The following is an 8,883-nucleotide window of genomic DNA, read 5'->3' on the forward strand; positions in this document are numbered from 1 at the left end:
GAGCAGGGTGTTGGCCATGGCGATCACCTGTTCGGTCTCCTGGGCCCGCTGGGCCGTCTCGGCCACCGACGTGGGCAGGTTCGCTTCCAGGCCACGGCGGGCGTTGAAGGCCGTCTCCTGATTCTTGATGACGGTGACGGCGTCGGTGCAGCGTTGGAGGATCTCGGTGTACATCTGGCGTTGCTGCGGCTCGGTCTCGGGGATGTCGTCGTCCAGGAGCCTGCGCAGTTCGAAGGAGCGGGCGAGGTGGTCGCGCGCGGTGCTCAATGCCTGGGTGAAAGCGTCTGTGGCCGACAGCCCGAACTGGGCCTGGGCGTAGGACAGCTCTTCGTCGGCGGCGCGCACCGCATCGTCCGCCTTCACCAGGGCTTCGCCGGCCCTGGTGCGCAGGTCCTCGACCGTCGCCTGCTGCTGCGGGTGGGCGGCGGTGCCGCGCTTGCGGTTCCAGAACACGTCGGGCTCCTCGGAGGAGATGAGTACGAGCAGGCCAATGGTCCCCGTTCGGAGCGGGCCCGGCAACTCCCTGCGCCCTGCTCCACCGCCCCTGCCCGCGGAGGCCCGAGCTATGCACGATCACGTCCGCCAACGAGACCGAGCCCACCGCCTCTGCCCGCGGAGGGCCGAGCACGACCTTCTCCGGCAGCGGCGGACGTCGGCCCTGGGAGCCCGCTTCGGGGTCGGCATGGGGGCGGCGCGGTCCGGGTCCGTGAACCTGAGGAAGTCTTGGTGGTACAGTCCGGTGCGTCCGATGAGCCGACGGCAAACGGCAGGAGGACAGCGGATGTCCGATCAGTTGCAGTGGGATCATGGTGCGGTGTCGTCCTCGGTGACGCACCTGGACGCGACGCATAGTGAAATCAGCAATCAGTCGGTGAGTGAGCCGTCCGGGTGCGGGAGCTCGGCGGCGTCGGCGGAGGCGGTGGTCTCGGATCTCCAGTCGGCGCTGACGGGTCTTGCGAAGGCGATCTCGTCGCAGTCGAGTCTCCTGACTGCAGCCGATAAGCTGATGCGGACGACGGATGATGAGGCTGCCAGTAGCGTTCCCACAAGGGGCTAGGACATGCGCTCTCGGCTACCCTGAGTTATATGAATGACAAGAATGCTCTGAATAATTTAGCGAACGGACTGGAATCGATTAAAAACAGGTTGTGGTGCGTTCGTGAATCGGCGAGAGAGGGCGGCCTGCAGGTCGCTGAGAGCAGTATATCCAATCCAGTGACCGTGGTGACTCCGCCTGCTGACGGGTGTAGTGCTTCCAGTGGAGGCCGTGAAGATCCTAAGGCCGCCTTGTACAAGGAGCTGGAGGCCGAAACCAGCGACATTCGTGTGAGCGAAACGGAGGTTCGTCAGGTATTTGCGGATGCCTGTGCGAACATCACGGCCGCCAACCACCCCGTGCGTGAGGCCGCTCTCGGGGTTATCAGGCCTAACACCAGGAGCGGCGGAGTGAAGGCGGCAGTGAATACTGCCAACTGGGCGATCGGACGTGCATCGAATGTCACTACCCTGACGCAGGGTATTTCCCTGAGTAAGGCTAACCCGCGCCTGACGACCGATGTGGGTAACGGGAAGCTCAGGACCAGTCACGCAGCTCGTGGCGGCAAGCCGGTTGGCAGGCCGAGACTCAGATTCCATGACGGCGACCTGGGGAACTGGAAACCAGGTGGCAGATTTGAGGAATCCACTGCGGCGAAGGTCGCCTCCAAAGCAGGTAAGGTCGGCAAGGGGCTCAAGGTGGCCGGCGCCGCGGGGAGCGTGGCAACCGGCGGAGGCGGCTGGGCCGACGGCTGGGCTGGTGCGGAAGCAGGGGCGGCTATTGGAGTGTGCGTCGGCGGTCCGGTGGGCGCTGCGGTCGGCGGCGTTGTCGGTGGCGCTGTTGGTGGAGTAGCCGGGTCGGCTGCTGGATCATTGCTCGCAGATCAGGCGAACAACGGTATCCATAGTGCTGCGAAGTGGTTCCACTGAACCGTTCGGGGGATGGTAGCGGATGAGTAGCGATCTCTGGTACGGCCTCGGCTGCGTGGCGCTCGGCGGGGTGACATTGATGGACTGGTGGTTTGAGATGTTCTCTGACAGTGGATATGCACAGCTGAGCCGGTCGTTTATGGACCAGCCTGGTTTTTATATGGGGCGCAACACGATCGCGCTTCTTAAGCCTGCGATCGGCTCGATGTTCGTGTTCGGCGGAGGGCTATTTTTTGTGCAAGTTTCTGATGATGACATTTCGATACCGGGAGTTATTCTCACTGTCGGGGTAGTTCTATCGATGGTGTTGTCCTTGATTGCTCTGATTCCCTTCCCTCTGCCTAGACCGATGTATCCGGAATGGCAGATGGAGAAGCGTCGGCGGCGACGAGCCGAGGCGGGGCGCGGTGATCAGAATAGGGCGGATGCTGCTGGCCACGGTGCGGCCGGCGTCCCGGCGGAGGAGGCTCACCGCAGATGGGAGACTTCCGGGCCCGGCGGGTCGAACCGGAGAACCGGATGAGCCGCGGGCGGCCGCTCCGCACACCGCCCGTACGCAGGCGGCTGAAATCTTCCGGGCGCCGGCGGACCCGCCGCCCGATCACCCGCGTGCCGGTTAGGCTGGTCGTGGCGCCGACGTCGGCTCCGGTGCCGGCCTGAGGACGGGCCCCGGGCTGCGGAACCGCCCGCGAACAATGAGGAGAATGATGCGCGAGACGATCAATGTCACTCTCGCTCCCGGGTGGCAGACGATAAGCCCTGAAGATCTGCCCGCCGGCATTCTCGACGTCACAGGCGACACCGTCCGGTACGTGGCGGCGGCCGTGCCGGCCGCGCCCGCCTACGCCCCCAACCTCGTCGTCGTCAGGACGCCACTGGCCCCGGACGATAACCCCGAGGAGGTCCTGGTCGGCTCCGCGCGCACCATGGCGGACAGCGTCCCCGGTATGCGCATGATCGACGAGTTCGCGGCTGCGGGCCCTTACGAGGGGCGCCGCCTGCGCAGCGGCATCTACAGCCTCGATGACCAGGCCCTGACCGTCGTCCAGGTGGCGTGGCTGGACGAGACCGCCGAGGGCGTCAACCTGTGGACCGCCACCTTCACCTGCGCCACTCGCGAGTTCGGCAGCCTCTTCGAGCATATCTTCGCCATGAGCGAGACTCTGGAGGTGGCGCCATGAGCTCCTTCGACTCCGACCACGGCGTCATCATCCTCGAACCCTCCCAATGGGAGGTGCTTCAGCGCATGATTATCGGGCCCGTCGCCGAGCGCGTCACCTACGCCGAAGGCGCCCCCGCGGGATTGGAGGACCTCGGCGTCATCGACCGCTACGGCCTCACGGCGCCGGCTCGGGAGATCCTCGGTGGCCTCATGATCGCCGACGCTCGATACTCCCTGCGTCGCCTCGACCCGAATGACTCGATGCCCGTGCGCGACATCACCATCTGGCTCGCCGCGCCGCGCTGCACCGTCGAGCGCTACGACGCCGACGGCGTCCACCTCTACGCCTGCGACGACGTCGACGTCCCCCATATCGCCCTGGCCAACGACCACCTGTACCCCAGGCCCATGGTCCATGACGGCCCCGAATCCGTCTACGACACCCTGGCCGCCGCCGCCCGCCTGGCGGACGTCGACGCGGCCGTGCGAATCATGCGCTCCATCGGGCGGAGCGGGCCGGCGGCCTCCGACTTCGTCCACGATGCCAAAGCCGACCGGTGGACCATGGTGATGCGCCTCCGCCAGGACCGGGACCGGGACGGCTTCACCGCCACCGGCGAGCTGCTCACTCTGGGCGTGAGCAACATGACCTACGTGCTCGAGGAGGACGACGGCCCCGTCGTCGACCCCAACGGCCCCTCGAGCCACATCCCCATCCGGCCCGTGATGGGCACCGAGATCTGGGCCACCATCTGTCCCTGGCTGTGGTCGACTCCGTGAGGGCCCGCAGCGGGGGTCGTGGAGGGGACGAGGACGCGAGCCGGCACTCCCGGCGCACTGTGCCCCTCCCCCTGTTGCGCCGGTGCCGGGGAGGGGCCAACCTAGAAGCCATGACTGTCGACTCGAACTCGCCCACGGCGGTGTCGGCCGCCCGTGCCGCTGCGCCGGAGGGGGACGCCGGACCGGCGTCCGCACCGGTCATCACCGTGATCGAGCCCGAGGCCTTCGCGCCCGTGGGGCGCCTCGGTGAGTGGCTCTTCGCCGAGGGCGTCACCCTGCGCATGGTGCGCCCCTGGTCCGGGGACGCCATCCCCGACTTCTCCGAGATCGGCAGCGGCCTCGTCGTCCTCGGCGGGGCCATGAGCGCCCACGACGACGCCGACCACCCCTGGTTGGCAGATCTGCGCGGTCTGCTGCGCCGCATCGTCGACGAGCGCGTCCCCGCCGTCGCCATCTGCCTGGGAGCTCAGGTCGCGGCCGAAGCGCTGGGCGGAGACACCGCCTGCCCGTCGCCGCACGGCCCGGAGGGCGGCGTCGTCGAGCTGGAGCTGACCGAGGCGGCCGGCCAGGACGCCGTCTTCTCCGACATCGTCGACGAGGCCGTGCGCGCCGCGGTTCGCGCCGGCATCCCCACCCGGGACGGCACCCGGCTGCCGGTCATCGTCTCTCACGACGACGGCGTCGTCCGCCTGCCCGAGGGAACGACGCTGCTCGCCTCCTCGCCCGGCTCCCCCGTGCAGGCATGGCGTGCGGGCAAGCTCCTGGCCCTCCAGCACCACCCCGAGTCCACCCCGGCGCGCATCGAGTACTGGCGCGCCCGCTCCGCCGCCCGCGCCCTGGGCGTCGTCGAGGGGGAGGAAGCGGCCGAGGCGCTGCCCGACGCAGACCTGCCGCAGGAGGCCGTCGCCGCCGGCGCGCGCGCCCGAGTCGAGGCGGAGAAGGTCGAACCGGTTCTCCAGGCCTTCGGCCGGGCGCTGGCGCGCACGCTCGTGCGCAACGCGCGCGCCTACCGGACCGCCGCAGCGACGACTCGCTGACATCATCGGCGCTGCCCGGGCCGCCCTGGGGCGAGGCCCGCCCGGGCCGAACGAAGGCTCGACCACGAGCCCCGCTCACATCTCCTCGGCGTCGACGATGTCGTAGGCGTAGCCCTGCTCGGCCAGGAAGCGCTGACGGTGGGCGGCGAAATCCTGATCGACGGTGTCGCGCGCGACCACCGTGTAGAAATGCGCCTGACGCCCGTCGGCCTTGGGCCGCACGATCCGCCCCAGACGCTGGGCCTCCTCCTGCCGGGAGCCGAAGCTCCCCGAAACCTGGATGGCCACGCTCGCCCCGGGCAGGTCGATAGAGAAGTTCGCGACCTTGGAGACCACGAGCGTGCTCACCTCGCCGGCGCGGAAGGCCTCGTAGAGCCGCTGGCGCTCGCGCACGGTGGTGGCCCCGGTGATGAGCGGGGCGTCCAGATGCTTGGCGAGCTCCTCCAACTGATCGACGTACTGGCCGATCACCAGCGCGGACTCCCCGGGGTGACGGGCCAGCAGCCCGTCGACGATGCGCAGTTTGGCGGGCGTGGCCGCCGCCAGACGGTACCGATCCTCCCTCTCCGCGGTCGCGTACGCCATCCGCTCCCCGGCGTCGAGCGTCAGACGCACCTCGGTGCAGATCGCCGGGGCGATCCACCCCTGGTTCTCCAGATCCTTCCAGGGGGCGTCGTAGCGTTTGGGGCCGATGAGAGAGAAGACCTCGTCCTCGCGGCCGTCCTCGCGCACGAGCGTGGCCGTCAGGCCCAGACGGCGGCGCGCCTGCAGGTCCGCGGTCATGCGGAAGATCGGCGCGGGCAGAAGGTGGACCTCGTCGTAGACGATCAGACCCCAGTCATGGGAGTCGAGCAGGTCCAGATGCGGGTAGACGCCCTTCCGCTTGGTGGTCAGCACCTGGTAGGTCGCGATGGTGACCGGCCGGATCTCCTTGCGCGAGCCCGAGTACTCGCCGATCTCATTCTCGGTCAACGAGGTGAAGCGGATGAGCTCCTCCTTCCACTGCCGAGCCGAGACGGCATTGGTGACCAGGACGAGCGTCGTCGTCGAACTCCTGGCCATCACCGCGGCGCCCACCAGGGTCTTGCCGGCCCCGCAGGGGAGGACCACGACCCCCGATCCGCCCGCCCAGAAGGCCTCCACGGCCTGAGTCTGGTAGGGGCGCAGCGCGAACGCCCCGGGCGCGCCCGCCTCGGCGCCGACCGGGTCGTCGTCCAGGACGATCGGGTGCGCCTCGCCATCGACGTAGCCGGCCAGGTCCTCCGCCGGCCAGCCCAGCTTGATGAGGACCTGCTTGAGGTGACCGCGCTCCGAAGGGTGGACGAGCACATCCTGAGGCCCGAGCCGAGCCCCCAGCAGACCCCTGGTCCGCTTGGAGCGCAGCACCTCCTCCAGGACCGGCACGTCCGTGGTGCGCAGGACCAGGCCGTGGACCGGGTCGGCGACCAGCTGCAGACGGCCGTAGCGGTCCATCGTCTCGGCGATCTCGGTGAGCAGGGAGTGGGGCACCGGGAAGCGCGAGTAGGTGATGAGAACGTGGACGACGGTTTCGGCGTCCAAACCGGCGGCCCGTGCGTTCCACAGCGCCAGTGGAGTGATCCGATAGGTGTGGACGTGCTCGGGCGCGCGCTCCAGCTCGGCGAAGGGCGCGATGGCGCGGCGGGCGTCGTCGGCGCCGGGGCGGGACACCTCCAGGAGCACCGACTTGTCGGACTGGACGATGAGGGGGCCGTCGGGGGTTGCAGGGGCAGACATGGACGGCAGTATCCCAAGGCACGGGCGGTCGGCGCCGTGATTCTGGCGACGCCCGGCCCACGATATCGCCGGACCGCGCCCCGCCACGAGCCGTCCGTCAGTGGGCAGGGCGGCGCAACCGCACTAATATTGTCCTAATGAGCACGGGGGCCCAGCAGAACGACGCCGCAGGCGCTGAGCGGGACGCTCGCGCTCACGACGCCCCCGGGACGAGCGTGGAGGGCCTCGCCGCCCACATCGCCGCCCTGTCCGATGTCGACGTCGCCGCGCTCCTGGCCGCCCGCCCCGACCTGACCACCCCTCCGTCGGCCTCCTTCACCGCGCTCGCGGCCCGCGCCGGTGCCCGCTCCAGCGTGGAGGCAGCCCTGGCGCGTCTCGATGCGCCCACCCTGGCCGTCGCCGAGGCCGTCGTCGCCCTCGGAACGCAGGAGGCCACTGTCCTGGCGGAGGCGCTCGGCCTGGAGGCCGATGACGTGGCGGCCCGGCTGGAGAGGCTGACCCGACTCTCCCTCGTGATCGAGGCCGGGCCCGTGCCGGGCCTCGTGGACGTCTTCGGCCCCCACCCGTTCGGCCTGGGGCCCGCGGCCGCGGACCCGCCGCCCCCGCCGCCGACGCTCGCCGAGCTCCAGACCGACTCGGGGGAGGTGTCCCGGGCCGCGCTCGGAATGCTGCGGGCCCTCGCCTGGGGGCCGCCCGTGGGCACGCTGCGCGCCGGCGGCAGGGCGCCAGGTGCGGCCGAGCTTCTCGAACGCGGCTGGCTGGTCCGCGAGCACGACGCGGCCGGCCGCACCCGTTTCATCATGCCCAGGCAGGTCGCTCTCGCCCTGCGCGGCGGCGTCCTGCCCCGCGAGCCCCTGACCGCCCCCTCGACGGCCGAGCTCGAGGTCCTGCCCGCCGATGCCGTCGCCTCCGAGGCCGCACGCCATGCCGAGGAGGTCGTCCGCCTCATCGGCGGACTGCTGGCCGAGTGGGGCCGCGAAGGCGGACCGATCCTGCGCACCGGGGGAGTGGGCGTGCGCGCTCTCACCCGCACCGCCGAGGCCCTCGACGTCGAGACCGGCACCGCCGCCACGCTCATCGAGGCCGCCGCGGCCGCCGGGCTGCTCGGCCTCGACGACGCCGGCGCCACCTGGGTGCCCGCCGCCATGGCCGCCCCCTGGCTGGGCGCTGAGCTCCCCGAACGCTGGGCCGCGCTGGCCGCCGCCTGGGCCGCCAGCGCCCGCACCGCCTGGCTCGTCGGCCGTCGGAACGATGACGGTACCCTGCGCCCCGTACTGGGCGCCGACGTCGAGGCCGCCTGGGCCCGCACCCTGCGTCGCCGCCTGCTGGCGCTGCTCGACTCGCTGCCCGAGGGGACGGCTGTCACTCCGACGTGGGTGCGCGCCGCGCTGACCTTCGCCAGACCCCGGCGCCCCGTGCCCGAGGGCGCCGTCAGCGCGGTGCTCGCCGAGGCCGAGCTGCTGGGCCTGACCGGGGGCGGGGCGCTGAGCCGCGCCGGACGCGTCCTGGCCGGCTCCGTGCGCGGCACTGGCCATTCGCATGATTCCGACGCCGGTGGTCAGGTTGACGACGGCGGGGAGCCGGGCGATGAGGAGGGGCTTGCCGCCCGGCTGGAGGATGCTCTGGCCGCTGACCTGCCCGAACCGGTCGACATGCTGCTGGTCCAGTCCGACCTCACCGCGATCGTCCCCGGACGGCCCGCCCCGGCGCTGGCGGAGGTGCTCGAGCGGTGCGCCGTGGTCGAGTCGCGCGGCGGGGCGCTGACGGTTCGCTTCACCCCGGAGTCGGTGCGCGGCGCGCTGGACGCCGGCTACTCGGGCGATGAGCTCGTCGAGGAGCTGAGTGGGCACACTCCGACGCCGCTGCCCTCCGCCCTGACGGTCCTGGTCGATGACGCCGCCCGCCGCCACGGCGCCGTACGCGTGCGGGAGGTCGCCAGTGTGCTGCGGGTGGGCGACCCGGCGGTGGCGGCGGGGCTCGTCTCCGAGGGGCGGCTGACCGACCTGGCCCTGGCCGAGCTCGCCCCGGGCGTCCTGGTCTCCTCGGCGCCGTCGGGGCGGGTGCTGCGCGAGCTGCGTTCGGCCGGACTCGCTCCCGTCCTGGAGGACGACTCGGGCCGTCCGATCATCGCGGGCGACGGCGGCGGGGTCCGACGCGGCGGGGCTCCGGCGCCCGAGCCGGCGC

7 protein-coding genes and 1 pseudogene are annotated in these 8,883 nt (G+C 70.8%); 6 read left to right on the forward strand and 2 right to left on the reverse strand.

Features of this window, described 5'->3' with window-relative positions:
* A pseudogene (locus tag HMPREF9062_RS03145) lies at nt 1-453 on the reverse strand (hypothetical protein); the annotation flags it as partial.
* A gap of 633 nt (nt 454-1,086) precedes the next feature.
* On the opposite strand from HMPREF9062_RS03145, the gene HMPREF9062_RS12835 reads away from it, so the two are divergent.
* From HMPREF9062_RS12835 to HMPREF9062_RS03165, 5 genes are all read left to right on the forward strand, one after another.
* Nucleotides 1,087-1,965, forward strand: coding sequence for a hypothetical protein (locus HMPREF9062_RS12835; protein WP_156789950.1), 879 nt, complete (start codon nt 1,087-1,089; stop codon nt 1,963-1,965).
* Between the two features lie 22 nt (nt 1,966-1,987).
* Nucleotides 1,988-2,488 carry a hypothetical protein gene (locus HMPREF9062_RS12425; protein ID WP_156789951.1) on the forward strand — a complete coding sequence of 167 codons (501 nt, stop codon included), beginning with the start codon at nt 1,988-1,990 and terminating at the stop codon, nt 2,486-2,488.
* 184 nt (nt 2,489-2,672) lie between these two features.
* Nucleotides 2,673-3,146, forward strand: a complete 474-nt coding sequence (locus HMPREF9062_RS03155) for a hypothetical protein (protein ID WP_034254623.1) — start codon at nt 2,673-2,675, stop codon at nt 3,144-3,146.
* Nucleotides 3,143-3,907, forward strand: a complete 765-nt coding sequence (locus HMPREF9062_RS03160) for a hypothetical protein (RefSeq protein WP_009748584.1) — start codon at nt 3,143-3,145, stop codon at nt 3,905-3,907. Before HMPREF9062_RS03155 ends, HMPREF9062_RS03160 begins: the two co-directional genes overlap by 4 nt.
* A 110-nt stretch (nt 3,908-4,017) precedes the next feature.
* Complete coding sequence (locus tag HMPREF9062_RS03165) at nt 4,018-4,944, forward strand: type 1 glutamine amidotransferase (RefSeq protein WP_034253637.1); 927 nt, start codon at nt 4,018-4,020, stop codon at nt 4,942-4,944.
* 75 nt (nt 4,945-5,019) lie between these two features.
* On the opposite strand, the gene HMPREF9062_RS03170 is transcribed toward HMPREF9062_RS03165, so the two are convergent.
* The gene (locus tag HMPREF9062_RS03170; RefSeq protein ID WP_009748585.1) at nt 5,020-6,699 is read right to left on the reverse strand and encodes a DNA repair helicase XPB; all 1,680 of its coding nucleotides are present in this window, start codon (nt 6,697-6,699) and stop codon (nt 5,020-5,022) included.
* A 137-nt stretch (nt 6,700-6,836) separates the two neighbouring features.
* Between HMPREF9062_RS03170 and HMPREF9062_RS03175 the strand changes: the two genes are divergently transcribed.
* Nucleotides 6,837-8,883: helicase-associated domain-containing protein (locus tag HMPREF9062_RS03175; RefSeq protein WP_009748586.1), on the forward strand; the 2,047-nt coding region annotated here is incomplete at its 3' end.

The sequence above is a fragment of the Actinomyces sp. oral taxon 448 str. F0400 genome (genome assembly GCF_000220835.1).
GTDB lineage: Bacteria > Actinomycetota > Actinomycetes > Actinomycetales > Actinomycetaceae > Actinomyces.